Raw genomic sequence first — 1,903 nt, forward strand, 5'->3', positions numbered from 1 at the left:
TTTCCATGTGTCTGATAGATTTTTTATGGCGGTTTCTGCGTCGGCAACACAGGCAAATTTTTGCCGGGAAAGCTTGCCTAGGGCGTCGGTTCAGTATTAGGAGTTGACAAAAAAAGGAATTTATGAAATTAGCCAGTGCATGAGTTCGACTCTATGCCTGGTGTAATTGGTCGAACCTTATCCATTCGAGCAATGACATGAAGATTATGAACAACAGCGACTCGCCGTAGATCGAAGAGATTTTTCCGCAGTCCAATATAGCGAGCACGGTTCCCCTGCCAATGGCCAATATGAGCCAGAGAGTGTTCAACTGTAGTACGTTTTCTCAAGTCTTGGCGACCAATAGCAGTGGATTGACGTGCTCGCAACTCTTGCATTAAGGCTTCATCAGGATGAATTGATACAGTCCGTCCTCTTTTACTATTCGTGCAACCAGACCTCAGAGGACAAATTGCACATTCATTCTGAGGAAAATGAACAGTTTTCCCGGTTCAAATGGGATACTTACCTGATTGGGACAGCTAATTAAATGCGTATCCCAGTCAAGGAAAAAAGAATTTTTATCAAACCGTCCAGAATTTTTGACCGGCCACGCCTTGCAAAATATCTGTAATTTATCATCCCGTTGTGTCACCCAATGACTAGATAAATAAGCCCGGTCAATATGTAACTCGGCTAGGTAAATATTTTGAAATTTCAAGTCACGTTCTAGGTCAACTGTAGCAGCGGATTCTGGAGTATTGGCGCGTGTCAACGCCACCGCGCAAACTACACCACTCTCTAAATCTTTAAGAACGTGGCGTTTATATCCATCTATTTTTTTAGAGCGGCTTTTACGCCCATGCCGCATATCTGGGTCTTCAATAGAAATGCGACGATCTTTGGCGACCCCTTTACTTAAACTCGGAACGCCTTGTGAGTCGAAAGTCACATTTTGGGATTCAATGACTCGGGCAACATCCAGAGTCTCTTGAACTACTTCAAACTCATCACGTTCGGACTGGTTTTGCATCCATTCTCCCACAGAATCTAAGCTTTTTAGGATAACTAAGAGTGCATTTTGACGCTCTACTGGATTATCCCAGTTTAAGTCTAAGGCTGTTTTTAGGCTGGAACTATTGAGAATTGGCGCACCAGCTAACTCGGCAATTTCTGCTGGCTCCCGCCCCTGCACAGCAGCTATCATACTCACCGCCTTACGCAAAGCATGACCCAAGAGATTATATGTATCTTCGACTTTACCAGCTCCCCATAAAGGTGAGGAATCTAAAGCTGCTTTCAATTGAGATGAGCCAAATTCACCTTTTTGTTTGGCAATTTCTACGGTGCGGTCAATTAAACGTTGGTCTAGTTCTTTTTTAATTAAGCGATTTCTGAATCTCACCAAAGTGGCTTTGCTAAAAGGGGGAGTTTCACAATGCCAGACAATCGAGAACTAACTGCCAACGTTGATCCATGAGCATTTCTTCAATTACTTCATCGTCAGAAATGCCTAAGTAGGCTTGCAGAATAATTGCCAAGGCAATTTGTGCAGGAGGAATTGGGCCCTGACCCACTGTGCTGTCTTTAAAAATTGTAGCAAGTTCTTCTTGAAACTCATCATTAAATATGAATGAACGGTTCAGTCGAAGAAACGTAAATAACTTAGCTCGTTTAATGCGTTTGATAATCAACGCTTCAGCGTCTGAGAGTTCAATTGGAGGATGCCATAAGTGAGGGCGCATCAGGTTTCTTCCTTCTTTCTGATTGTCAGAATTTAACAGGCTTTTTAATTCACATATCATTTTCAGTTTGTTTTGTCAACTCCTAATACTGAACCGACGCCCTAGTGAGGCTTGGGCGCTTAATTGTTGTTTGTTTACTTGTTTGTCTATTTGTTTGATGCTTGCTTGTTTTCTGAGTT

1 pseudogene is annotated in these 1,903 nt (G+C 42.5%); it reads right to left on the bottom strand.

What is annotated here, in order from left to right:
• Nucleotides 1–128 precede the first annotated feature (128 nt).
• A pseudogene (locus tag QUA43_RS30625) lies at nucleotides 129–1,724 on the bottom strand (IS1182 family transposase).
• Nucleotides 1,725–1,903: the final 179 nt, after the last annotated feature.

Origin of the sequence: Microcoleus sp. N9_B4 (assembly GCF_036701635.1) — a bacterium.
In the GTDB taxonomy this organism is placed as follows: Bacteria; Cyanobacteriota; Cyanobacteriia; order Cyanobacteriales; family Microcoleaceae; genus Microcoleus.